Genomic DNA, 24,042 nt, shown 5'->3' on the forward strand with positions numbered 1-24,042 from the left:
CTCAAGCTCTGGAAGAAGCCAAGTAAGCTTCATCGAGAATTGAAACAGCGAGGATATAAACCGCCGTTTAGTCACATACGAATGACAGGCTGGAGAAGCTCTGCGAGTCCGTTATCGAGCTACGCTATGACAAATCAATGGTTCAATGAACTTGGTTTAGTCAATATTGAACATGTTGTGACAGGGCATGTGTTCAGCACTTACGCTGAATGGAAATGTACATGAGCCGTATACGAGGTCCGTACGTACGGTTCTGTGAGAGGGATGAGGCGGCGACGCCTCACCCTACTCGATGTTTTAAGGGGCGGAGAGAGCGGCCCTGTGATTCTGTGCCCCTATGGAAAAAATAAGAACGGATAAGCTGGTCTAGTTAGGTACGAGTATGAAGGTACGAGTTGCTAGGACGAGCGATCTTACGGTTCTATGGAAAGAACCAGAAAGGATAAGTTTACAGGGTCATTTTTTCTCGCAGTTGGAATCCTACCTGCAGAATCACAGAACCACCTGCTTTTCCGCTCTTCCTCGCCCCTCGTCCCTTCTCTTGTTTTTCCTCGCTCCTATAAATCTTCTCTTCCGCTTCTTAGTTGCTGGTGGACGTACTCACGGATATACGGCACCACTTCTTCTTCAAACCATGGGTTTTTCTTCAGCCACAATGTATTACGAGGGGATGGATGTGGCATTGGAATATAGCGTGGTGCCCATTGGCGCCACTGCCTGACCGTGTCGGTCAGTGTTTTGGGTTTATCACTCAGGTAGCGCTGCTGGGCATACTGGCCGACCAGTAGAGTCATACCGAGGTTGGGCAGCAGGGGAAGAGTCTGTGGGTGCCATTGCGGAGCACATTCCGGTCGTGGCGGAAGATCGCCTGATTTTCCCTTACCGGGATAGCACAATCCCATCGGCATAATGGCAATCTGCTGTGGATCATAGAACGTCTCACGATCTAACTCAAGCCAGTGGCGGAGGCGATCGCCACTGGGGTCATTCCAAGGGATCCCTGTTTCATGAACTCGGATACCGGGCGCCTGACCGATGATCATCAGCTTGGCGCTGTGAGCGGCTTGAATAACGGGGCGCGGACCTAGCGGGAGATGATCCTGACAGATCGTGCAGTGGCGAATACGTTCTAAGAGGTTATCGAGTTGTTGCTGGTCGTGTGGTTGAGGCATCGGTCCTCCTCGGAGGATGTTAATAGCCACGGCTGAAGTCAACGGTATAGCGCAATGGCTGATTGTTGATCCAGTGTAGGTAGTTATCGGTAAAAATGGCCATGACTTGCTCTGGAAAGCTTTCTGCCGCGATGTGTGGGGTAATTGTGATGCTTGGATGACGCCAGAACGGATGGTTTGCGGGTAAGGGCTCTTGTTTAAAGACATCCAAGAAGGCATGGCGAATTGCTCCCTGAGCAAGTGCGTGAAGCAGGCCACTTTCGCAAACTGCATTGCCTCGTCCTACATTGAATAGCAAGCTGTCACGGCAGTGGCTGAGAGTTTGCTGATTGAGTAAATCATCCGTATCCCTTGTAGCTGGGAGAGTGGATACCACAACATCTGCCAGTGATAGGGCGAGGGGAAGCTCGGTAATAGCAAAGATTTGGTCAAATTCGGTGGCTGAGCTTTGTCCTGAGCGGTTGACGCCCGTGACGTGCATTCCTAATGCCCGAGCAGAGCGAGCAAGGTGACTACCTATACTGCCCGTGCCGAGGATCACCATGCGCTTGTTTACTAGGCTGGAGTATGGATGAGCGTGCCACTGACATTGTGTCTGTTGTCGGTGATAGTCAGGAAAGTGGCGGGTATGCTCCAGCAACAGGCCAAGGACGTATTCACTGATCAACTGGCCAAAGCAGCCTTTGATATTGGTCAGAAGGTAATCCTGTCGCAGGTTTGGCTGGATTAAGGCGTCAATACCGGCAAAGGTGGATTGAAGCCAGTGAAGGCGTGGAAATTGGTCGATTAACGGGAGAATAAGGGGAGGATCGGCTAAAATAATGGTTGCCTGCGCTGGATCGGCAGTAATGTTCAAATTAGGCAGTGTGGCGTCAAGCAGTAAGCTTTCGTAGAAATCCCGCTGACGAGAGACAACCATGACGTTATGCATTCTTTTTATATCCCTTGTTCATATATTGAAGTAGCCGGGGGATCAAAGTAAGATCCGGATCAAATCACTATTGCAGATAATCCCATGCTAAAGAACCCAGTTCAGCTTCGTCTAGAAAAACTAGAACCATGGCAACACATTACCTTTATGGTATCGCTTTGTGAAAGAATGTATCCCAACTATGTTTTATTCTGTGAAGAAACAGATTTTGCGGATGCGCAAAAGTACCGCTCTATCCTTGATAGCATTTGGGAAATCCTGACAGTTAAGAGCGCGAAAATTAACTTTGAAAATCAGCTAGAGAAGCTGGAAGAGTTAGTGCCAAGTGCTGCTGATTTTGACCTTTATCTTGTTCATCCTGCGATTGATGCTTGTGTGGCGCTGGCTGATCTACTGCATGCGATGCTTGATCGTGATCTGATGCTGGAAACACTGGAAAAACTCAGCTCACTATCAGCAGAAACCGTGGCTGATTTGGAGTATGCCCAAACGGGTGTTGAGATCACCAATGAAAACCAGAAAGAGAATGAAGCTGTCTGTGCGGAGTGGGATATGCAGTGGGCGATCTTCCGCGCACTGAAAGAAGCAGAGCGACGTGATATTGAACTGATCAAAGGACTGCGCAAAGAACTGCGTGACGAGCCAGTCAGCAATATCGGGATTGAATTATAATTCACTCCATGAACTGAAGAGAAAGAGCCGTGATTGGCTCTTTTTTTATGTCTTAGATTGGATGTTTGTGGTTGTTGTCTTGCGCTAAAGTATTCGCACAAGCTGTTCCGTGTTCGTTCATCGAGATGAAGTGCAACGTAATGCTTGGTGGAATATTCTTTAGTTTATCCATTTATTGGTGTTAGATTCTGGTTTTTAGCGGTGTGACTCTGGTATTACGCTTATTTTGTTTTGCGGCTTGTGCTTGGTGTTGGTTGACGTTTATAACTGTAGACGGACCAGAAAGCGTGTCGCTTTCTTTTAATTTTACCTGTTAGTGAGGAATGAGCATGCGTGGATTGGTAACGACACCGTTTATCGCTTGCAATGGATTGACTTCCGTTGCTGTTAGCCTGCTCCTCCTGCTCTCTCTGGATCTTATTCAGGGCTGACAGGCCACACCTATTTTCTGTCAGCTTGTGTTGAAGCTGACAGGTCCGAAATTTCTTCCGATATTTTACCTTTCAACTTCCTCCAAGCGACTGCTGTAGAGGATGACTATGTTAAGCACCCGTAATATTGCCGCTTTAGGCTTCATGACTTTTGCCATGTATCTTGGAGCAGGTAACCTGATCTTCCCCCCTTTTCTAGGCTATCAAGCCGGAGAGCACTTTGCGGCGGGTATGACAGGGTTCTTGCTGACTGGCGTGGGGCTACCAGCTTTGGCCTTGGTGATGGTTGCCATGGTACGTGGGTCTGATAACCTGACCGCAGCCTTACCCCGTCCTGTCGCAACCAGTTTCTGGATTATGGTCTTTATCGTTATCGGCCCAGCTTTTGTCATCCCGCGCGCCATTACTGTCGCATACCAATTTAGCGTCGTGCCCTTTTTCGGTGACAGCGGTCTTGCAATATTTACCGCTGTGTTCTGTACTGCGGCGATTGTTTTTGCGCTGTACCCGGGCAAACTGGTGGATACGATGGGGAAATGGTTGACCCCGATGCTGTTGGTTATCTTGGCCGCGATGGTGATGGTTGTCTTTATCTCGCCGGGAGTAGCGGTGGAAAATGCAACGGGGCCTTACCAGAGCGGGGCGTTTGCCGAAGGCTTGACTCAGGGGTATATGACGATGGACGCATTAGGGTCGATCGGCTTTGGCTGGGTGATATTCCGAGCGATCAAGAGTATGGGAGTTAATTGCCCGAAAGCCACGGCGAAATACACCTTAATTGCTGCCTTTATGTATGCTGTTGCGATGGCCATGGTGTATCTGGCGTTGGCTTATATAGGCGCGACGAGTGCCGATTTAGGGGAGAGGTTCACCAATGGCGGCGATATCCTGACCGCGTTCACGACAGCACATTTTGGTCTGTTTGGGGTGTTATTGCTGGGGGTGGTAATGATCTTGGCTTGCCTGACCACGGCTATTGGCGTGACGACAGCTGGCAGTGAATTCTATAGTCGAACATTTAGCCGAGTGACATACTCGCGCAGCGTGTGGGCGACCATGCTGGTGGCTGGGCTTGTGGCGAATATCGGGTTGGATCAATTATTGGCGATCACATTACCAGCCGTAGTGGCGTTACACCCGATTGCGATCAGTTTGCTGTTGCTTGCACCGCTGCGTAAGACGTTAAGTATATCTTCCGTTATGGCTGTCTTAGTCACAGCATTGGTCTTCGGCGGTATTGATGCGTTGCATATTCTGGCGATGATGCCGGTAGGGAGTGAGCCTTTCTTTATGCAGCATTTACCGCTGTATGCATATTATGCAGGTTGGGTTGTGCCAACGTTAATGGTACTGGGGACGGGATGGCTGTGGTGTATGCTGCGCCAAACACCGCCGGCTGATGTTGCTACGCAGCAATAATCGTGAAAAGGGACAGATAAAGAAAAAGGAGCCATCAGGCTCCTTTTTGCAAAAGAGGACGGTGTTAATGTTTATTCGTCGTCTTTGCTTTCAATCACACCGTGGGTTTTTTTCCACTTATCCCAACGCTGGTAAGCCAGCTGCTGCATGTCGGTGTTCTTATCGGCTTCATCGACAATCTCTTCGCCAACCAGATGCTCGAAGATATCTTCCATGGTTACCAGCCCCTGGACTGTACCGTATTCATCTACTACCAATACTAGCTGAGAGCGTTCTTTCATCAGTTGCTCAAACGCTTTTGGCACGCTGGCGTTATTCATGATAACAGGCAGCGGACGCATTAAGGAGCCCAGTTCTTTCTGGCCACGGCCAGCCTGACTTTCAGCAAACAGTTCTAAGCGGTGAACAAAGCCCAGAATATTGTCTTTCTGCTCGCTGTAGATCAATGGGCGAGAGAAGGGGCTGTCTTTGTGTTGTGATAGGAACTCATTAATGGGCTGTTCGGCTTCGACACGGAACAGTACCGGGCGTGGTGTCATGATTTTGGTGACATTGACATCACGGAACTCGAGCAGGTTGGTCATGATTTTTGACTCGCCTTCCGCTAGTTCGCCGGATTCTATCGCCAGCATTGCCATTGCAGACAGTTCATCACGAAGTTTCGGAGCCTGATGACCACGTGATAATCGACGGGTAATTTGCTCTGAGACCCAGACTAATGGGATCAGTAGTACTACCATCCAGCGTAATAGTGTTGCTGTCAGTGGTGCCAATTGGCGCCAGTAGGTTGCACCAATCGTTTTGGGAATGATTTCAGAAAGTAGCAGGATACCTATAGTTAGCACGGCAGAGAATACGCCAAGCCATTCGCTACCAAACACGACTGTGGCCTGAGCACCTGCGGTAGCCGCACCAATAGTATGGGCAATGGTATTAAGCGTTAAAATTGAAGCCAATGGGCGATCGATATTGTCTTTTAGAGCAGTCAGGCGCGCTGCTGCAGGGTGGCCCTGTTGGCGCAGGGTGCCAATATAACTTGGCGAAATACTAAGGAGGACAGCCTCTAGTACCGAGCAAATAAACGAAACACCTATCGCAACTGCGATGTAAATCGTAAGGAGTATCATGCTTACCTTGGTTAGCTATTATCGAATGACGTCTATATTAATTGGTGCACGAGTGAATAAATACAACTATTTCAGCTTTCACATTCGTAACATTTTGTGAACTTGCGCTCAGTTTATGGTTAAAGAGCCCGCACCTAACCACATGATAGCCGACAAACCTTTGCCACACGGGCTTCTTTTGAATTAGAGTTGTCCCGTCTTAAGAAAAAACCTTAGAAGGGAAACCTAATGAACAAGACCCAACTGATTGACCTGATCGCTGAAAAAGCGGATCTTTCTAAAGCTCAAGCTAAAATTGCTCTAGAGTCTACACTAGAGGGCATCACCAGTGCGCTGAAGGAAGGTGACCAGGTTCAACTAATCGGCTTTGGTACTTTCAAAGTGAACCACCGTGCTGCACGTACTGGCCGTAATCCTCAAACGGGTCAGGAAATTCAGATTTCGGCGGCAAACGTTCCTGCATTCGTTGCTGGTAAAGCACTGAAAGACTCAGTGAAATAATCTATACTCCGCCAGGTACCTTATCTGGCGGAGTTTTTCCATGAAACGCTTATTGACTGTATTTACCCTTTCACTCCTTGCTGGATGTGCTTCTACGCCCACGGTACCTGAAAATAATATTACTCCTGTCTTGACCCATACCGGCGGCCAGAGCCTCGGTAACTCTACTTATCTCTATTGGTATACCTCACAACAAAACCGTCCTGTAAAGCTTGCTGATACGGTGTTGGTCGGGGATGACGGTTACTACCAGTCAAACTACCGTTGGCGTGATGGTCAGCTTCGAGAGATCCGACGCCATGGTGAGCAGCGTGATGAACTACAGCTCAAGCCTTTTTCATTGAATGTCCGCTACGACATTCAAGGCAGTGCGGTATTCCAACGCTATACGCTGGGGGGGGACGTGATCCCATTGAGTAATACTCAGATGCGCCAATTGCAACAAGATGCCCAAGACGGGGTTGAAGTGGTCAAGCAGCAGCGCAATGATGATATTTCTTTGGTGCAGGGATATTGGGAGCAGGGGCGATTTTACCGCTGTGGCGATAATCGCCCGTTAAGTGTGACCTTCAGCCCTGCGCTTTCCGTGCATCAGGCTCAGCAGTTACAGTCTTTACAGCAGCAAGCTTTTATGGTGGTCACAGGAAAGGCGCATCGCAATACGCTTGACGCGAAGGCTTTGCTGATGTTGAAGAGGCAGCAAGCGACTTGCCTAGTTGTGCCGGATCTCCCAGAGTAATCGTCTACGGAGTGTATTTTTCCATCCCATAAAAAACGCGCCCTAGGGCGCGTTTCTGTTTTCGCAATACCTAGGCATCTTGTTGCTCGCGGGCAATGGCTCGGTAGCCAATATCATTACGGTGGAACATGCCATTCCAACTCACCTGTTTAGCGAGTGCGTAGGCTTGTTGTTGCGCTTCTGAAACCGTCTTTCCCAGTGCGGTGGCGCACAATACACGGCCACCATTGGTCACCGTCTCACCGGTTGCATTGGTGGTCGTGCCAGCATGGAAGATTTTCTGACCTTCAATTTCAATCTGTGGCAGCGAAATCACGTCACCTTTCGCATAATCTGCCGGGTAACCGCCAGCTGCCAGTACCACGCCAATCGAGGCGCGCGGATCCCAGTGCGATTCCGCTTGATCCAGCTTCTCGTCAATGGCCATCAGGCACAGGTCAACTAAATCAGATTCCATGCGCATCATGATGGGCTGGGTTTCTGGATCGCCAAAACGGCAGTTATATTCGATCACTTTCGGTGTGCCGTCTGCGGCAATCATCAGGCCCGCGTAGAGGAAGCCCGTATAAGGATAACCTTCGGCGTCCATCCCGCGAACCGTCGGGTAGATCACTTCTTCCAATATCCGTTCATGGATCTCAGGAGTTACCACAGGGGCCGGTGAGTAAGCTCCCATGCCGCCAGTGTTAGGGCCGGTATCTTTATCGCCCACGCGTTTGTGATCCTGGCTGGTGGCCATCGGCAGTACGCTAGCGCCATCGACCATCACGATAAAACTGGCTTCTTCGCCTTCCAGGAACTCCTCAATCACAACGCGATTGCCTGCTTCGCCAAAGGCATTGCCCGCCAGCATGTCTTTGATGGCGTTTTCAGCCTCCTCAAGGGTCATAGCGACGATAACGCCCTTACCGGCAGCTAGACCGTCGGCTTTAACGACAATCGGCGCACCTTGCGCTTTGACGTATGCTAACGCAGGGTCGATTTCCGTGAAGTTAGCATAGGCGCCTGTTGGGATGTTGTGGCGAGCCAGAAAGTCTTTAGTAAACGCTTTTGAACCTTCAAGTTGTGCTGCCGCTTGGGTCGGCCCAAAAATAGGCAGTCCCGCCGCACGGAAGGCGTCAACGACACCGATCACCAACGGCGCCTCTGGGCCAACAATGGTCAGCTCAATTTGCTTCTCTTTGGCAAAGGCAACGAGAGCGGTAATGTCTTCCACGCCAATATTGACGTTTTCCAATTTAGGTTCCAGTGCCGTTCCGGCATTACCCGGTGCGACGAAAACCGTTTCAACGTTAGGGTTCTGGGCGGCTTTCCAGCCTAAAGCATGTTCACGACCGCCGGCACCAATAATCAATACATCCATTTTGCAATCCTTTATAGCGGCGTCAGTGGCTCGATTTCGGTGTCAAAAGTACTCATTGATGGGCATCAACTGCGCGCGTTTTCCTAGAACTCGAGGTACTGACTTGCTCTAACGTATTTCAAATTAAAATTGTTTGATAAAACGTAGATCTGGTTTTATCAAAAGTGATGAATCTTTTCTCAAAGTAGTTGGTGCAGTGGCTAGGTAGAACTCATTAACAACGCCACTTAGTCAAACTAAGAGTAAGTACTCTCTAAATCATTGGGGCCGCGAACAAGGCGACAAGGGAGCTTATCCCTATGAGCATAGCTCGCTATGTGATTAGGGTAAGCGAGCGTAGTCAACACAGTTATCGCCCCAATGATAACGAGAGAGTTAGTGACGGAAATGGCGCATGCCCGTAAAGATCATCGCCATGCCATGCTCGTCGGCTGCATCAATCACTTCCTGGTCACGCATCGAGCCGCCCGGTTGGATCACACACTTAATGCCTGCTTCAGCGGCGGCATCAATGCCATCACGGAACGGGAAGAAGGCGTCAGAGGCCATTACGCAACCTTCCACTTGCAGGCCTTCATCAGCCGCTTTGATCCCTGCAATCTTGGCCGAGTAGACGCGGCTCATCTGGCCTGCGCCGACACCGATGGTCATGTCACCTTTGGCGTAAACAATGGCGTTAGATTTAACGTATTTCGCCACTTTCCAGCAGAACAGCGCATCGTTTAGCTCTGTATCTGTTGGCTGACGCTTTGACACAACGGTCAGATCATCCGCAGAAACCATGCCCTGATCGCGGTCTTGTACCAATAGCCCGCCATTGACGCGCTTCATATCAAATCCAGTGGTTTTGCTAGACCATGTGCCACACTCAAGCAGGCGAACATTTTTCTTCGCGGCAACTACGTCTTGTGCTTCTTTTGAAACTGATGGAGCAATGATGACTTCAACAAACTGACGCTCAACAATGGCAGAGGCCGTGGCTGCATCCAGCTCTTGGTTGAATGCAATGATGCCACCGAATGCCGATGTTGGATCGGTTTGGTAGGCGCGGGTATAGGCTTCGAAGATGTCTTTCCCCAGTGCAACGCCACAGGGGTTAGCATGCTTGACGATCACACAGGCTGGCTGATCGAACTCTTTGACGCACTCAAGCGCGGCGTCAGTGTCAGCGATATTATTGTAAGACAGCGCCTTACCTTGGATTTGGTGAGCGGTAGCCACCGACGCTTCTTCCGGATTGCTCTCGACGTAGAAAGCAGCAGCTTGGTGGCTGTTCTCACCGTAACGCATATCCTGTTTTTTCTCGAACTGCTGGTTGAAAGTGCGCGGGAATTGACTCTCTTCGTCACCTTCTTTGTTGTCACCATAGCTTGGCACCATGGTGCCGAAGTAGTTCGCGATCATGCCGTCATAAGCGGCAGTGTGTTCGAATGCAGCGATAGCCAGATCAAAGCGAGTAGTGAGAGTGAGGGAGCCATCGTGAGCGGCCATCTCGGTCAGAACGCGATCATAATCATGCGCATTAACCACAATGGCCACGTCTTTGTGGTTCTTTGCGGCTGAACGCACCATAGTCGGGCCACCGATATCGATATTTTCGACCGCGTCTGCCAAGGTGCAATCTGGATTGGCGACGGTTGCCGCAAAAGGATAGAGATTCACCACCACCATGTCGATAGGGGTAATGTCGTGCTCAGCCATCACGGTATCGTCGGTACCGCGGCGGCCAAGAACCCCACCGTGTATTTTCGGGTGTAGGGTTTTGACCCGGCCATCCATCATCTCAGGGAAGCCTGTGTGATCGGACACTTCAGTAACCGCAATGCCTTGCTCGGCAAGCAGGCGTGCAGTACCACCAGTGGAGAGGATATCGACACCTCGCTCAGCCAGAGCTTGGGCGAATTCAACAATACCTGTTTTATCTGACACGCTAATAAGCGCACGGCGGATAGGACGAGCGTTTTCCATTGCTACCATCTCTTGTTATACACGGGGGAATATTTGCCAAAAGCCAGTAGTAAAGTGGGCTGGCTTTTGGTAAATACCCTCGGCTAGAATCGAAGATACAGGGTGTGCCTAAATGGGATCGCAGTAACCGAGTTACGATTGTGATCTATCCGGCATATTTTACATTAATTCTGATAACGCGCAAACGTTTGCTTTTTGTGGTTTGTGTTTCAACGAAGGAAAGGGCTGGGTATGTATTTGATCGGACAACTGGCAAAGCGCTGTGAGGTCAGTAGCGACACATTGCGGTTCTATGAAAAGAACGGGCTGTTGGTACCCTCTGGGCGCAGTGACAGTGGCTATCGTCTGTATAGCGATGACGATCTGTCACGTATTCGTTTTATTCTTCGGGCCAAGGCTGTGGGTCTGAGTCTGGATGAGATCCGTGAGTTACTGGATATCCGGCTGGAGGCGAGTCAGCATAGCTGTGCCGAAGTAAAAGCGATCACTCAGGCCAAGTTAGACGATGTCGACCGTAAAATGGCTGAGTTAAAACGGATCCGAGTCGCGTTGAAAAAGATTAATGATGCGTGCTGTGGCCATGCCGATGATGATGCCAGCCACTGTTCGATCCTCGAGGCGCTGGGGGATGAGGAGAGTACGGATACGGAACATTTAGCATCCGGGTGCTGCCGGGGTCATTCCCACTTGTGAGCACGTTGTGCGTGGTGTGCTGTTTTGCCATAAATTCTATTGGGCGCACGAGAGAGTTGTGATAGCTTCAATCTATTAGATTGTTATTGATAGGGAAAGTCATGTTAAAAGTGAACGAATACTTCGATGGTCAGGTGAAATCACTGGGCTTTGAAACCTCAGGTGATCGTGCCAGTGTCGGCGTAATGGCCCCAGGAGAATACACCTTTGGAACAGCCGCTCCGGAACGCATGACGGTAGTAAAAGGGGCGCTGACAGTAAAATTGCCCGGCCATATTGAGTGGGAAACCTACTACGCCGGTGATGACTTTGAAGTACCTGGCGATTCATCGTTTGATTTGAAAGTGTCTGAGTCGACAGCGTATCTGTGTGATTACTTGTAGTTATATTGTTGATGCGAACGTTAGACATAAAAAAGCTTCGCATTGACGAAGCTTTTTTTAGGCCTGTATTTATCATAGGGGTCATTCACTGTGAACGCCCCTTGGTGGCTGACCCTCGTTATGACTGCGGTGGGATAAGCACAGTATCAATCACATGGATGATGCCATTGCTCGCAGGGATGTCAGCCGTGATCACTTTTGCATCGTTGACCATTACCCCATCATCCGTTTCGGTAATGGTGATTGGCTCGCCCTGTACTGTCGTAGGCAATTTTAGTTTGGTGACTTCTTTAGATGAAATTGCCCCGGGCAATACATGGTAAGTCAAAATGGCTTGTAGTTTTTCTTTATTTTCGGGTTTAAGCAGGGCTGCTAAGGTGCCTTCGGGGAGCTTAGCAAAAGCCTCATCGGTCGGGGCTAAAATAGTATATGGCCCTTTGCCTTCCAGCACCTCCGCTAAATCAGCAGCTTTAATCGCCATGACTAGCGTTTGGAAATCATCGTTATTGGCTGCGACCTGAACGAGATTTTTTTCTGCTTGTGCGGCTTTGCTGTCCCCTTCGTGGTGATCGGCCCAAGCCAGTTGAGTGATCGAGAGTAGCAGCGCTGTGAGTGAGAGTGAAAGGATACGTAACATCTGATTCATCAAGGATTACCTCTTCTGTGTGTATGGATGGCTCTAGGTAAGCTAACCAAAAGAGAATACGTACAGATAGGCAGTATGGTTCACTTGTGATGAGGACTGATCTTGAGACTGAGATAAACAAAAAGGCCTGCACAATAATGCAGGCCTTTTTGTTCGCAGAATTAAGCAATAATGCTTAGTTCATGCCGTATTTCTTAAGCTTCTTGCGAAGCGTACCACGGTTGATACCCATCATGGTTGCAGCGCGTGTTTGGTTACCACGAGTGTACTGCATGATGGTGTCTAGTAGTGGCTGTTCAACTTCAGCTAGCACTAGCTCGTACAGATCATCGACTTCCTGACCGTTTAACTGAGCCAGGTAGTTTTTTAGCGACGCTTTAACAGAGTCACGTAGTGGCTTCTGTGTAATTTGGTCTTGTGAAGTTACAGTTGTTACTGTTAATGCTTCGGAAGTCAGATTTTGTTCGAACATATTCTGTTAGCTCTTCTCGTATTTATGCAACGTTTTCGAAGTAGCCTTGCAGCGCATCGAGTTGCTGTTGGGCGTTCTCGATAGCGTTGAAGGTCTGGCGGAAGCTCCCTGCAGGGGCATGCTCTTTCAAGTACCAGGACACATGCTTGCGTGCGATACGCAGGCCCAGGTATTCGCCGTAGAAACGGTGTAGCTCCTGAATGTGCCCTAGCATAATGCCACCGACTTCATCCATGGATGGGGCCGGCAGGTGTTCGCCAGTTGTTAAATAGTGGTGGATTTCCTGAAAAATCCACGGCCGACCCTGTGCTGGGCGGCCAATCATCAAGCCATCGGCACCGGTGTAATCCAGTACAAAGCGGGCCTTTTCCGGCGAGTCGATATCACCGTTCGCAATCACCGGAATCGAGATCGCTTTTTTCACAGTCTTGATGTAGTCGTATTCTGCTTCGCCTTTGTACATACAGGCTTTAGTTCTGCCATGCAGAGCTAACGCTTGGATACCGCACTGTTCGGCAAGCTTGGCAATATCAACGCAGTTTCGGTTATCAAGATCCCAGCCGGTACGCGTTTTCAGCGTAACCGGTACATCAACAGCATCCACCACGGTACGAAGAATGTCTTCGATTAAATGCGGGTACTGCAGCAGGGCAGAGCCTGCCAGGCGTTTGTTGACCTTTTTTGCAGGGCAGCCCATGTTGATATCGATGATTTGCGCACCGTTTTCAACACTGAACTGTGCTGCTTCAGCCATCAGTTTAGGATCTGCACCAGCAATTTGCACCGAACGGATCCCGGACTCGCCTTCATGCACCATACGGTTCTGGGATTTGGCGGTTTTCCACAGGTCTGGATTTGACGACATCATTTCGCTGACAGCCATGCCTGCACCGTAGCGCAGACACAATTCGCGGAATGGCCGATCGGTCACACCTGCCATGGGTGCAACTATCAGCTGGTTATTTAGTTGATAAGGACCGATCTTCAAACGTCTATTCCTGACTATGCCAGTAAGGGCGCGCATTTTACGCATTTTTTCTCTTTGTGAAAAGGCCAATAATTGAGCATTTCGATTTTGGATTACAAAACTGTATGATTTTCAATCGATTGGCTATTTTTCAAGCAGAAAAAACGATTTATTGCAAGGTGGTTTATGCCTTGCGTCCGGCAATGCGGCACCATTCTTCGCGTACTGCTGTTGGGTCTAGCTGCAGCTCATCACTGTAGTAGGTCGCAACGTCTTCGGCTTGGCTTTCTAGTACACCAGAAATTGCCAGTAGACCATTCTCTTTGACGAGGCTCTTGATCACGGGTGACAGCTCACGTAATGGACCGGCAAGGATGTTAGCAACCACTACGTCAGCTTGGATCCCTTCTGGCTGATCCTGAGGCAAGAATAGCTCAAGCTGCTCAGCCACGCCGTTACGTTCTGCGTTATCGCGAGAAGCGAGAATCGCTTGTGGATCGATATCGATACCGATCACTTTAGCTGCGCCTAGTTTGATCGCGGCAATCGCCAAAATGCCAGAGCCACAACCGAAATCAATGACGGTTTTGCCGGTTAAATCTTGGCCGTCAAGCCACTCAAGGCATAGTGATGTTGTTGGGTGAGTACCGGTACCGAAAGCCAGACCAGGGTCGAGCATCACGTTGACAGCATCCGGTTCTGGCACTTCACGCCAGCTTGGACAGATCCACAGGCGGCGGCCAAATTGCATTGGGTGGAAGTTGTCCATCCACTCGCGTTCCCAGTCCTTGTCTTCCAGTTGCTCAACTTTATAGGCAAAGTCAGCAGCTAGCAGTGGGCTGTTTTTCAGCATGTCTAACACGAACTTCATATCGGTTTCTGCATCATACAGGCCGACAACATCAGTATCACCCCAGAGGCGGGTTTCACCTGGCAATGGTTCGAAAACCGGTGTGTCCTGCGCATCGAGAAAGGTAACAGATACTGCACCAGTCTCTTCCATCAGCATGTCGCCAAGAGCTTCAGCATTTTCTGCATTCGCGTTGAGTTTGATTTGAATCCAAGGCATGGTTTATTCGCTTTTCGGTTAGCTACGGTTCAAGGGGGCGGAGTCTAGCATGAATTTTAGACAGTATAAAAAAAGATAGCACCCGAAGGTGCTATCTGATGATGGTTTTTTGGGGAATTTAAATCTGTGGCAGCGGTTGCGCCGGTACTGGTTTGATGAGGCTGCCAGTGATAAAACTGATCAGGCCGATAACCAGTGTTGGGATAATTGCGTGAACGCCACCCAGATCCGGTTTGACCACAGACAGGGCAATGTAGCAACTCAGGCCGCAGATCATAGAGGCAAATGCGCCAGTGGCAGAGGCCTTTTTCCAGTACAGGCCTAACACCAGCGGCCACAGGAACACGGCTTGTAAGCCACCAAAAGCCAGCAGGTTAAGCCAGATGATCATATCGGGAGGGTTGGTTGCCGCGACAAAAACCAGTAAAGAAAAAATACCCGTAACCCACAGCGACAGCTTCGGTAGACGGCTTTCTGCCTCTGGGCCTTCTGCTGCTCGTGGATTGATGTAGTTGATATACAAATCCTTAATCAGCGTTGCGGAGGCTTGAATTAGCTGGGAGTCGATGGTGGACATAATGGCAGCCATGGGACCGGCGAGGAACACTCCGGCGATAGCCGGCGGTAGTACCGTCATCATTAAGGTCGGCATGATTTGATCCGGACTGGCAATATCCGGAATGATAGCTCGGCCCAATGCGCCCGCGAGATGCATTCCGAGCATCAGAATTGCCACCATCGCCGTGCTGACCACCATCCCTTTATGTAGCGAGCCGCTGGATTTATACGACATACAGCGAACAGCGGCGTGGGGTAAACCTATCACACCAAAGCAAACCAGTACCCAGAAGCTGAGCATAAACGGCTGGCTGAGGAAATTATCGGGTCCAAACGGGGTGATCAGTGCAGGATCGATGTCATGCAGTTTAGTGATCATCTCACCGACACTGCCGCCAGCATGGATGATCCCAATCAGCAGGGCAATGGTGCCGATGATCATCATGATCCCTTGCACGGTATCGGTCATGACCACTGCGCGGAATCCACCAATGGTGGTGTAGAGCCCGACAGTGATTGCAAACAACATTAAGCCGTGGTTATACGACAATCCTGTGACCGTTTGCAGCAGGCGTGCCCCCCCGACAAATTGCACCACCATGGTACCGAAGAAGGCGAGCAGTAAGGCCAGTGAGGCAAAAATAACGACGCCGCGATTTTTATAACGGGCATATAAAATATCATTCAATGTCAGCGCATTATGGCGACGGGCTTCGATGGCAAACTTTTTACCCAGTACCCCCAGCGTTAACCACGCAGCAGGTAGTTGGATCATCGCCAGTAACACCCAGCCTAAGCCCATTTTGTAAGCGGCGCCGGGACCGCCAATGAATGAACTGGCACTGGCATAGGTCGCGGCGAGTGTCATGGCTAGCACAAAGCCACCCATACTGCGGCTACCGACTAAGTATTCGTTAAGAAACCCCGTGCTGCTATCACGATGGCGACGAGAGTAGAGAGCCAGTGCGAAAACAGCCATAAGGTAAAGGATTAGCGGAATAATGAGTTGGCTATTCATCGTTGGTCTCCGGTTCGATTTCCAGCGACATGTCTTGATAGCAATATCTCACCATCAGGGCACAGAGCAGGGTAAAGACAATGGGGCCAATAATGCAGGCAAGCAGGAACCACAAGGGAAATCCCCAGTAGAGGGTCGGCAGGGTTTGTTCAATACCTGCCGGCGCAAAAGCATAGGCAGATATATACCACCAGGCGAAGTAGGCCAAGGCCAGGGCGATGGCCCATTTGGCTTCTTTATGGGCCTGCTGATAGCGCGCAGTCAGCGTTTTCATGGTGTTGTTTCCGGTTGATGAGCATCCCGCTAGCAGGATAACCTGAGCAGGTTGCTTATTCTTCACACAAATAAAGGGGGGGTATTGTGGCAAAAGTTGGCGGGGATCGCTAGAACGACAGTAATCTGCCGATAATGGAAATAAAAAAGGCCGCCGAGGCAGCCTTTTGTTTTGCGGATGAATCGCGGCTTATTGCAGGCCGAGTTTTTTTTCCAAATAGTGGATATTCGCGCCACCGTGCTGGAAGTTTTCGTCTGCCATGATCTCTTTTTGCAGCGGCACATTGGTTTTGATGCCGTCGATGATCATTTCGCTCAAGGCGTTTTTCATGCGCGCAATCGCCACATCGCGGTTTTCACCGTAAGTGATGAGCTTGCCGATCATAGAGTCATAATGCGGTGGTACGGTGTAGCCTGCATAGATATGAGACTCCCAACGCACACCCATGCCACCTGGTGGGTGGAAGCGAGTGATTTTACCCGGACATGGTAGGAAACGCTCAGGATCTTCGGCGTTGATACGACACTCTACCGCATGGCCTTTGATCTTGATGTCATCCTGAGTGAATGACAGTGGTTGACCGGCAGCGATACGCAATTGCTCTTTGATCAGGTCAACGCCGGTGACCATCTCGGTCACAGGGTGTTCAACCTGAATACGGGTGTTCATTTCAATGAAGTAGAACTCACCGTTTTCATACAAGAATTCAAACGTACCAGCACCGCGGTAGTTAATTTCCAGACATGCACGGGTACAGCGCTCACCGATGTACTTACGCATTTCTTCAGTGATGCCCGGAGCCGGTGCTTCTTCAACCACTTTCTGGTGACGACGCTGCATTGAACAATCACGCTCACCAAGGTGGATCGCGCCACCTTGACCATCAGCCAATACTTGCACTTCGATATGACGAGGGTTTTCTAGGTATTTCTCCATGTAAACCATGTCATTACTAAAGGCCGCTTTAGCTTCTGCGCGGGTCATGGCAATGGCATTGATCAACTCAGACTCATTACGTACAACCCGCATACCACGGCCACCGCCGCCACCTGATGCCTTGATGATCACTGGATAGCCGATGCGTTTGGCGAAAGCTTTGTTTTTTGCTTCGTCGTCATCCAAGGGGCCGTCAGAGCCAGGTACACAAGGTACGCCCGCTTTTTTCATTGCATTGATAGCGGCCACTTTGTCGCCCATAATGCGGATGGTTTCCGCTTTTGGGCCGACAAAAATAAAACCTGAACGCTCTACCTGCTCGGCAAAGTCAGCATTCTCTGATAGAAAGCCGTAACCAGGGTGAATAGCAACGGCGCCAGTGATTTCCGCTGCACTGATAATACGCGGAATATTCAAGTAGCTTTCAGCACTTTTGGCTGGACCGATACAGATTGACTCATCGGCCAGCAGGACATGTTTCAAATCGCGGTCAGCTGTTGAATGCACAGCAACCGTTTTGATGCCGAGTTCTTTGCATGCGCGTAAGATACGCAGCGCAATTTCGCCTCGGTTGGCAATGACAATTTTATCTAACATAACGCGTCCTGGTTATTCGATGATAACGAGTGGCTGATCATACTCAACGGCATCACCGTCTTCGGCCAGAATAGCGACAACAGTACCGGCTTTGTCTGATTCGATTTGGTTCATCATTTTCATCGCTTCAACGATGCATAATGTGTCACCGACGTTGACTGTCTGACCCACTTCAATAAATGATTTTGCTTCAGGGCTTGGCGCACGGTAGAAGCTACCGACCATAGGAGAAAGAACTTGATGGCCAGCTGGAGTCGAAGGCGTGGTGGTTGCGACTGGTGCTTCAGCCACAGGCGCTGCGATAGGTGCAGGAGCGGCAACAGGGGTTGGCGCAGCGAACATTTGTGGTTGTGCTGCAACAGGGGCAACAACAGCACGGCTGATGCGTACGGATTCTTCACCTTCTGAAATTTCTAGCTCAGCAATACCAGATTCTTCAACTAGCTCAATCAGTTTTTTGATTTTACGAATATCCATTTATTCTTCTCTTATATGTTCAGTTGGCGTCTGCTTGCAAGCGGCGTACCGCAGCGTGCAGGGCGAATTCATAACCTTCCGGACCCAGGCCACAGATCACCCCAACAGCTTTATCTGACAGGTAGGAGTGATGGCGGAATGGTTCACGGGCATGGACGTTTGATAGATGCACTTCGATAAATGGGATACTGACCCCTAGCAGAGCATCACGGATAGCTACGCTGGTATGCGTAAAGGCGGCCGGATTAATTATGATGAAATCAACGTTGCCATAGGCCGAGTGGATAACATCAATAAGCTCATGCTCTGCGTTTGATTGAATGTGGTCTAGCGTCACACCTAATTCAGTTGCTTTGGCAGTTAAATGCGTCACGATTTGAGCCAGAGACTGCTGGCCATAGTGCCCAGGCTCCCGTAAACCTAACAGGTTCAGGTTCGGGCCATTGATCAGTAAAATGCGTTGAACGGTCGACATCTTGACGTAATATCACTTATTTTTGAGGTTTTACTCTAACAACGTGCAGAAGCCTGCTGCGTTGCTTCCCTGTGTTCCGATTTTAACTGCCAAAACATGTTTGATGAGCAATTATAGAGACTTCACCGCAAATCGCAGCAAAATACTGGTCTAATCAGCGCTTTTTAATCTGAACACGTGTAAGCCGTGATGATTATGAGGAAATGCCTTGCCAGGCAGAAAAGAGGGTTAATCACTGACAATGCTTGACCTTTATGGTTCAGACAATCGCGGTTAGGGATGATTCCATGCATTTTGGTCGTTGTTCAAAAAAGCCGCACAGAGGCGGCTTTTGATTTGCAATAAGTTGCAAAAAGTTGGTAATACTGTGGTGTTATAGCACTTTTTGTTTCTCTGCGATCAGCTTATCCACCACACTTGGGTCGGCTAAGGTTGAGGTGTCACCCAGAGTTGCGGTATCGCCGGTGGCGATTTTGCGCAAGATCCGGCGCATGATTTTGCCTGATCGGGTTTTCGGCAATGCATCAGTCCAATGCAGGAAGTCTGGTGTTGCGATAGGACCAATTTCCTTGCGCACCCAGTCTTTAACTTCTTTATGCAATTCCGCACTGGGGATTTCACCGTCATTAAGGGTGATGTAGGCATAGATAGCCTGACCTTTAATATCGTGCGGAACGCCCACAATCGCGGCTTCGGCTATTTTATCGAATGCGACCAGCGCTGACTCTATTTCTGCTGTTCCCATCCGGTGGCCAGAGATGTTCAATACATCGTCGACACGGCCTGTAATCCAATAGTAGCCGTCTTCATCGCGGCGAGCGCCGTCACCAGTAAAATACATGCCTTGGAACGTTGAGAAATAGGTTTGTTCAAACCGCTCGTGATCGCCCCATAGGGTACGCATTTGCCCTGGCCAAGAGTCGATTATTACCAGGTTACCGTCGGTGGCATCGTCGAGAATATTGCCCATATTATCGACCAGCGCGGGCTGGACACCAAAGAATGGGCGGGTGGCAGATCCGGGTTTTAGCGCGGTTGCGCCGGGAAGCGGGGTGATCAGAATGCCGCCGGTTTCGGTTTGCCACCACGTGTCAACTATCGGGCAGCGGCCATCACCAATGGTACGGTGATACCATTCCCAAGCTTCGGGGTTGATGGGTTCGCCGACCGATCCCATTATGCGTAGTGATGAGCGGCTAGTGCCGGCTATTGCTTCATTACCTTTCGCCATCAGGGCGCGGATCGCGGTGGGCGCCGTGTAGAGAATATTAACCTGATGCTTATCGACCACCTCACTCATCCTGCTAGTGGAGGGGTAGTTAGGCACCCCTTCGAATAGCAGGGTGGTTGCTCCGTTGGCGAGCGGACCATAAACCAGATAGCTGTGACCCGTGATCCAGCCAACATCGGCGGTACACCAGTAGATATCGCCCTCTTGATAGTCAAAAACATATTTAAAGGTCATCGTCGCATAGACTAGATAACCGCCGGTGGTGTGTAGTACCCCTTTGGGTTTTCCGGTTGAACCGGAGGTATAGAGGATAAACAGGGGATCCTCGGCATTCATTTCTTCTGGCTGGCAGTGCGCAGAGGCAACGGCTGTGGCTTCATGCCACCAGACATCCCGATCACTGTTCCATTCAACATCCCCACCGGTACGTTTTAGCACTAGCACTTTTTCGATACTGGTCACCGCGTCATTGGCGATCGCATCATCGACGTTCTTTTTTAGTGGGACGGCTCGACCGCCGCGCACGCCTTCATCTGCGGTGATCACCACTTTGGCGTTAGAGTCAATAATACGACCTGCCAGTGCTTCCGGTGAAAACCCCCCAAAGACGATTGTGTGAATGGCGCCAATGCGGGTACAAGCCAACATGGCAACAGCCGCTTCGGCTACCATGGGCATATAGAGGCAAACCACATCGCCTTTGCGTACGCCCTGACTTTTTAGCGCATTGGCAAATTTACCCACTTGTTCGTGTAGTTCGTTGTAGGTCAAGGTTGCATCATCATTGGGATCGTCGCCTTCCCAGATAATCGCGGGCTGATCACCGCGGGTCGCAAGATGGCGGTCAATACAGTTGACAGAGACATTCAGCGTGCCGTCATTAAACCATTCAACATTGACGTGACCGGTATCAAATGAGGTGTTCTTGACGTTGGAAAAGGGCTTGATCCAGTCAACAATCTGGCCGTGCTCGCGCCAGAAACCTTCAGGGTTGATCACTGACTGTTGGTACATTTCACGGTATTGCTCGTCGGTGATGTGGGCGCTGGCTGCAATGTCCTGATTTACTGGATACACATGAACCTCACTCATTCTTATTCTCCTTGTGTTCCGTCACTGTCCATTCTGGACCGGATTCTCTGGTGTGCTGGATGATGTTGTCTAGTTGTTAACTTCCGCTAGTTCGCCGTCAGTCTCAATTAGACTTTAGGATGAGATAGGTAAAAATGGGCGTGCCACCTTGCTGTTGCATTGTGTTTGCAATGAATTTTTTGCACTTGGGTCGGATTTTTTACGCTCTGGAAATCACCCTCGAGGTATGGATGTCCGAGGCGTGTCGCCATGTTTAAGCCGAACATAAATCATGGCTGCGGTGATCGCATCTTGTAAGGCGTCATGACGGGTGGGAACAGGAAGATCAAGATGGCGGCTGATTGCTTCGAGGCTGAGGTCGAAATAGGCATTGGGCAACAGGCGCTCAAGTTGTGCGTGATAAAGGTGACTCACTTCCACCAGCTGGTTGGGCAGCGGGAAGCCGAAATGGCGCCGAAAATAGCGGTTGAGGATCGTTTTGTCGTAGCGGATATGGTAGCCGACCAGTGGTCGATTACCAATAAAAGCCAGCAATGTGTCGAGCGCCTGTTTTTCATCTAATCCATGGCTGAGATCTTGATGACGGATGCGGTGGATGGCAACCGATTCTGCATCGAGGCTGGTAGGTGCTCGCAGGGTCAGGTGAATGGATTGACTGGTTAAAATACGATTGGCTCGGATCCTGGTGGCGGCAATGGTGACCAGTTCAGCGCTATGAGGATCAAGACTGGTAGTCTCACAGTCGAGTGACACCAACTCATCCCCCTGATAGTCCTTGAATAAGGCGGCATGTTCGCTATCGCGGTATTGGCGTTGATACCACCATCGTCTTAAGATATTCACCGTCGTTACCCCTTTGGTCTTGAATATTGATATTCTATTTTTTAGCTTTTTGTTCCTATCTAGCCCCTAGATTTTAGTCCCTCGAACCTCGAACCTGATTCCCTCTTACCCCTAATCTCTGATCTGATAATGGTAGCCGAGCCATTCTTTGAATTTTTTAACAATATGCAGACTGTGGCGGAGCAGATCGCGGTCGGTACGGCTAAGGCGATTGAGATTAAGATGTTGCTGCAGGCCGCCAGCTGGTAGATCAAGCTGTTGGCGTAGGCGAAGTTTTATAAACAGTTTGAGTGCTTCACTGAGGTTAGAAGCGGTGGTCGGTTCGAGCACTTTGCGGGCGGCTAGCTGTTCGATCCGGGTGAAGGTGTTGGTGTCTTGGATATTCGCCTCTAAGGCAAGCGCCCGGCAGCCATGTACAACGGGGAAAATCCCGCCTTGTTTGATGTCTAATCCGTCTTTACCAGCCTTGAGGTTGCCAAACAGCGACAGTGGCACACTAAAATGCAATGCCGGACGGGTAAATGTTGCCAGTAGGAGTGCATTGTCAGTCATCTGCCGATGCAGTTGTTGCTTAAGTGGTGTGAATAATGTCAGGTTACCGGCAATCGCATGACTATCGGTCAATATTGCGAGATCCATCATGGCTTGCTCGTTGCCTGTCGTGGTGATGTCTGTGAGAGCATGACGCCATGCCGATTGTGGCTTGACCCATTTGGGATTATTCACCATGACCTTGCCGGGGCAGGGCGGGTAGCCGAGTTGACTCAGGGTATGAGTCAGGGTGGCCATGACGGCGGGTAATGTTGGCCAGTCGAACCCGTCTTCCACAATCAGACCGTTATCCTGATCGGTTTTGAGGATTTGCTCGCCGCGTCCTTCCGAGCCCATCACAATCAGGCAGCAATGGGATTGCAGATCATACGGCACTACCAGCCGGAAGGCTTTGTCGATGATCTGTTCGTTCACTGTCGCAATCAGTTCCATCACAAACCGGGTATGAATGCCGTTATTGAACAGGGTTTCCACTAAGCGTTGCTGACTGCTTGCGGCCAGTGCCAGTTCATCGATTGAGCGGGCTCTGGCGATACGCAAGGTCAGGACATGGGAATGCGTGGAAAAGAGACTCAATACTTGAGTGAGATCCAGCATCCCGGCCAATTGGTCGCCATCATGGACCGAGACCCGTTTTACCTTGTGGCGGGTCATCGCCAGCATTGCATTAAACAGATAATCTCCTTTGTTAACACAGATCACCGGCGCCGTGGCGACATGATCGATTGCGGCTTCCGGCGGGAAATTGTCGAGCATGACGGCATGAAGCAGGTTGGTACGGGTGATGATGCCATAGGGGTGTTCGTCTCCCGCTTCGACCAAGGCGGCGTCCATGCGATGTTGTTGTAACTGCTCGGTGGCCGCGCGCAGTGAGCAGCTGCGAGGCAAGAGCAGGCAGGGTTGGATATTGCTATCGTCAATTTTGGTCAGAATAAACTCGGCTAAATTTTGCTGGTGCTGGGCGGATTCGATTAATTGCCGACGGCGTGCGAGATCGGTGTCGAAATAGGCCGCAAACAGTGGATTACCGTGGTAGAACTCGAGAAATAAGGGCTTTGGCAGCAGGTAGCATAATGTGTCTTCTAACGCGGTATAGCGATGGCGGCAGTCGGGCTCAAGCTGGGCTCGAACATCAAACAGATCATCACTGGTGTAGTGGGCATGAGTGGCCTCTTTACTGGTTTCTTCTACGCTGCCTTTAATCATGATGTAGAGGTGATCGCAGCGGCTTCCCGCGTCAATCAGTATTTCACCATGGCGGTAATAGGCGACATCCAGAGCGTCAGCCAGCTGTTGTTGTTGGCTTTCCGATAGGCGATCAAACGGAGGCTGGGTAGTATTAAAGGGCTCGGTCATGGCTATTTTCCGACTGGTGAAGGCGTGATGTAAGTGTCGGTCGGTTGGGGGGCGGATACCAGACGACTTTAGTCTACCCT

The 24,042-nt window shown here is 50.1% G+C and carries 23 protein-coding genes and 1 pseudogene; 7 read left to right on the plus strand and 17 right to left on the minus strand.

Annotated elements, in window-relative coordinates; translation table 11 throughout:
* Window positions 1-225: pseudogene (locus tag L4D12_RS18110) on the plus strand (group II intron reverse transcriptase/maturase); the annotation flags it as partial.
* A gap of 332 nt (window positions 226-557) precedes the next feature.
* Here the strand turns inward: L4D12_RS18110 and L4D12_RS18115 are convergent.
* The gene (locus L4D12_RS18115; RefSeq protein WP_428449237.1) at window positions 558-1,172 is read right to left on the minus strand and encodes a uracil-DNA glycosylase family protein; all 615 of its coding nucleotides are present in this window, start codon (window positions 1,170-1,172) and stop codon (window positions 558-560) included.
* A gap of 19 nt (window positions 1,173-1,191) precedes the next feature.
* Entirely contained in the window at window positions 1,192-2,103 is a 912-nt protein-coding gene (locus L4D12_RS18120; protein ID WP_428449238.1) for a D-2-hydroxyacid dehydrogenase, read from the minus strand.
* Window positions 2,104-2,187: 84 nt separating this feature from the next.
* On the opposite strand from L4D12_RS18120, the gene L4D12_RS18125 reads away from it, so the two are divergent.
* Window positions 2,188-2,775: a YjaG family protein gene (locus L4D12_RS18125; RefSeq protein ID WP_428449239.1), complete on the plus strand. Its 588-nt coding sequence runs from the start codon at window positions 2,188-2,190 to the stop codon at window positions 2,773-2,775.
* A gap of 539 nt (window positions 2,776-3,314) precedes the next feature.
* Window positions 3,315-4,625 (plus strand): branched-chain amino acid transport system II carrier protein, encoded by a 1,311-nt coding sequence (gene brnQ, locus L4D12_RS18130; protein WP_428449240.1) that lies wholly within the window; start codon window positions 3,315-3,317, stop codon window positions 4,623-4,625.
* A gap of 71 nt (window positions 4,626-4,696) precedes the next feature.
* Here brnQ and L4D12_RS18135 read toward each other — a convergent pair whose 3' ends face one another.
* A complete protein-coding gene (locus L4D12_RS18135) occupies window positions 4,697-5,752 on the minus strand; it encodes a CNNM domain-containing protein (RefSeq protein WP_428449241.1) in 1,056 nt (351 codons plus the stop codon).
* Between the two features lie 228 nt (window positions 5,753-5,980).
* On the opposite strand from L4D12_RS18135, the gene hupA reads away from it, so the two are divergent.
* Together hupA and L4D12_RS18145 are read left to right on the plus strand one after the other, a co-directional pair.
* Entirely contained in the window at window positions 5,981-6,253 is a 273-nt protein-coding gene (gene hupA / locus L4D12_RS18140; RefSeq protein ID WP_428449242.1) for a nucleoid-associated protein HU-alpha, read from the plus strand.
* Window positions 6,254-6,293: 40 nt separating this feature from the next.
* On the plus strand, window positions 6,294-6,992 hold the full coding sequence (locus L4D12_RS18145) for a DUF1481 domain-containing protein (protein WP_428449243.1): 699 nt from the start codon (window positions 6,294-6,296) through the stop codon (window positions 6,990-6,992).
* 70 nt (window positions 6,993-7,062) lie between these two features.
* On the opposite strand, the gene purD is transcribed toward L4D12_RS18145, so the two are convergent.
* Both purD and purH read right to left on the minus strand, forming a co-directional pair.
* Complete coding sequence (gene purD / locus L4D12_RS18150) at window positions 7,063-8,355, minus strand: phosphoribosylamine--glycine ligase (RefSeq protein WP_428449244.1); 1,293 nt, start codon at window positions 8,353-8,355, stop codon at window positions 7,063-7,065.
* 375 nt (window positions 8,356-8,730) lie between these two features.
* Window positions 8,731-10,323 (minus strand): bifunctional phosphoribosylaminoimidazolecarboxamide formyltransferase/IMP cyclohydrolase, encoded by a 1,593-nt coding sequence (gene purH / locus L4D12_RS18155; RefSeq protein ID WP_428449245.1) that lies wholly within the window; start codon window positions 10,321-10,323, stop codon window positions 8,731-8,733.
* A gap of 231 nt (window positions 10,324-10,554) precedes the next feature.
* Here purH and zntR point away from each other — a divergent pair, with 231 nt between their 5' ends.
* A complete protein-coding gene (gene zntR, locus L4D12_RS18160) occupies window positions 10,555-11,016 on the plus strand; it encodes a Zn(2+)-responsive transcriptional regulator (RefSeq protein ID WP_428449246.1) in 462 nt (153 codons plus the stop codon).
* A gap of 101 nt (window positions 11,017-11,117) precedes the next feature.
* On the plus strand, window positions 11,118-11,399 hold the full coding sequence (gene ppnP / locus L4D12_RS18165) for a pyrimidine/purine nucleoside phosphorylase (protein WP_428449247.1): 282 nt from the start codon (window positions 11,118-11,120) through the stop codon (window positions 11,397-11,399).
* 118 nt (window positions 11,400-11,517) lie between these two features.
* Here ppnP and L4D12_RS18170 read toward each other — a convergent pair whose 3' ends face one another.
* From L4D12_RS18170 to L4D12_RS18225, 12 genes are all read right to left on the minus strand, one after another.
* A complete protein-coding gene (locus L4D12_RS18170; protein WP_428449248.1) occupies window positions 11,518-12,048 on the minus strand; it encodes a fasciclin domain-containing protein in 531 nt (176 codons plus the stop codon).
* Window positions 12,049-12,220: 172 nt separating this feature from the next.
* The gene (gene fis / locus L4D12_RS18175; protein ID WP_005372656.1) at window positions 12,221-12,517 is read right to left on the minus strand and encodes a DNA-binding transcriptional regulator Fis; all 297 of its coding nucleotides are present in this window, start codon (window positions 12,515-12,517) and stop codon (window positions 12,221-12,223) included.
* 22 nt (window positions 12,518-12,539) lie between these two features.
* Window positions 12,540-13,505, minus strand: a complete 966-nt coding sequence (gene dusB, locus L4D12_RS18180; RefSeq protein WP_428449309.1) for a tRNA dihydrouridine synthase DusB — start codon at window positions 13,503-13,505, stop codon at window positions 12,540-12,542.
* 163 nt (window positions 13,506-13,668) lie between these two features.
* Window positions 13,669-14,553 (minus strand): 50S ribosomal protein L11 methyltransferase, encoded by an 885-nt coding sequence (prmA, locus tag L4D12_RS18185; protein WP_428449249.1) that lies wholly within the window; start codon window positions 14,551-14,553, stop codon window positions 13,669-13,671.
* 118 nt (window positions 14,554-14,671) lie between these two features.
* Window positions 14,672-16,129 (minus strand): sodium/pantothenate symporter, encoded by a 1,458-nt coding sequence (gene panF, locus L4D12_RS18190; protein ID WP_428449250.1) that lies wholly within the window; start codon window positions 16,127-16,129, stop codon window positions 14,672-14,674.
* Window positions 16,122-16,403: a YhdT family protein gene (locus tag L4D12_RS18195; protein ID WP_428449251.1), complete on the minus strand. Its 282-nt coding sequence runs from the start codon at window positions 16,401-16,403 to the stop codon at window positions 16,122-16,124. Before L4D12_RS18195 ends, panF begins: the two co-directional genes overlap by 8 nt.
* A gap of 189 nt (window positions 16,404-16,592) precedes the next feature.
* The gene (accC, locus tag L4D12_RS18200) at window positions 16,593-17,936 is read right to left on the minus strand and encodes an acetyl-CoA carboxylase biotin carboxylase subunit (RefSeq protein WP_428449252.1); all 1,344 of its coding nucleotides are present in this window, start codon (window positions 17,934-17,936) and stop codon (window positions 16,593-16,595) included.
* A gap of 12 nt (window positions 17,937-17,948) precedes the next feature.
* Entirely contained in the window at window positions 17,949-18,413 is a 465-nt protein-coding gene (accB, locus tag L4D12_RS18205; protein ID WP_428449253.1) for an acetyl-CoA carboxylase biotin carboxyl carrier protein, read from the minus strand.
* A 19-nt stretch (window positions 18,414-18,432) separates the two neighbouring features.
* Window positions 18,433-18,888, minus strand: coding sequence for a type II 3-dehydroquinate dehydratase (aroQ, locus tag L4D12_RS18210; RefSeq protein ID WP_428449254.1), 456 nt, complete (start codon window positions 18,886-18,888; stop codon window positions 18,433-18,435).
* A gap of 373 nt (window positions 18,889-19,261) precedes the next feature.
* Entirely contained in the window at window positions 19,262-21,211 is a 1,950-nt protein-coding gene (gene acs, locus L4D12_RS18215) for an acetate--CoA ligase (protein WP_428449255.1), read from the minus strand.
* A 213-nt stretch (window positions 21,212-21,424) separates the two neighbouring features.
* Window positions 21,425-22,054, minus strand: coding sequence for a 3'-5' exonuclease (locus L4D12_RS18220; RefSeq protein WP_428449256.1), 630 nt, complete (start codon window positions 22,052-22,054; stop codon window positions 21,425-21,427).
* 111 nt (window positions 22,055-22,165) lie between these two features.
* Window positions 22,166-23,962, minus strand: a complete 1,797-nt coding sequence (locus L4D12_RS18225; protein WP_428449257.1) for a DUF294 nucleotidyltransferase-like domain-containing protein — start codon at window positions 23,960-23,962, stop codon at window positions 22,166-22,168.
* Window positions 23,963-24,042 lie beyond the last annotated feature (80 nt).

It is taken from the genome of Photobacterium nomapromontoriensis (genome assembly GCF_050336815.1).
Classification (GTDB): domain Bacteria; phylum Pseudomonadota; class Gammaproteobacteria; order Enterobacterales; family Vibrionaceae; genus Photobacterium; species Photobacterium nomapromontoriensis.